This is a genomic window from Agaribacillus sp. DX54 (assembly GCF_056858335.1).
The window spans coordinates 1-278 of sequence record NZ_JBXEQE010000166.1 but is presented as its reverse complement, the minus strand read 5'-3'; the positions used below and the strand labels follow the sequence as shown (position 1 = coordinate 278).

General features: G+C 52.9%; 1 protein-coding gene. It reads right to left on the bottom strand.

Annotation, left to right across the window (positions count from 1 at the left end):
• On the bottom strand, nucleotides 1-203 hold a 203-nt coding region (locus tag AC04NP_RS30820; protein WP_482863981.1), incomplete at its 3' end, for an AMP-binding enzyme.
• Nucleotides 204-278 lie beyond the last annotated feature (75 nt).

The following is a 278-nucleotide window of genomic DNA, read 5'->3' as shown; positions in this document are numbered from 1 at the left end:
TCGTCTAGCTGAACCCACAAGCGGGGCACCATATACTCCGGCAGACTCAGTTGCAATTGGTCCTGCAATGTCTCCTTGTCCGGACCGCCTTCCATGACTACATAACCAACCAACCGCTTGCCGCCGTTGTCATCATCGCTTGCCATGACGCAACACTGCCTAACGCCCGGTAGCAAGGATAAGGTGTTCTCGATCTCGCCCAACTCAATGCGGTACCCACGTATTTTTACCTGATCGTCCTTTCTGCCTATAAACTCAATAGTACCGTTGGGCAGCCA